This window comes from Flavonifractor sp. DFI.6.63, assembly GCF_024462255.1.
Taxonomy (GTDB): Bacteria; Bacillota; Clostridia; order Oscillospirales; family Oscillospiraceae; genus Lawsonibacter_A; species Lawsonibacter_A hominis.
The window spans coordinates 1-285 of the sequence record NZ_JANGBE010000133.1; the positions used below are offsets into that span (position 1 = coordinate 1).

Consider the following 285-nt stretch of genomic DNA (forward strand, 5'->3'; position numbering starts at 1 on the left):
AGGCGCAAAGACTCCAAAAACCGCTCGTGATAGTGGGGAACGGAGCCGATCATACGCCAGTCAAAGCGCCCGGCATCCACCAACCCGTCAAATTGTTCCTCGGAGCAGCCGGGCCATTCGGCACGGATCATGGTCAGGGCCTGGGCACGGTCGTTGGGGTAGTCGCGGGGCAGACGTTCCAACCGCAGCCGTTCTACCATCAGGCGCTCCGCCAGCTCGGGCTGCCCGGCGGCGGACAGACGCAGGTCGATCAGACGTTTGGCCCCCTCCAGGTCACCGATGGCC

Annotated in this window: 1 pseudogene; it reads right to left on the reverse strand. The window is 64.9% G+C overall.

Annotated features, from left to right (window positions below):
• Nucleotides 1-285, reverse strand: a pseudogene (locus tag NE547_RS18215) (transglutaminase domain-containing protein); the annotation flags it as partial.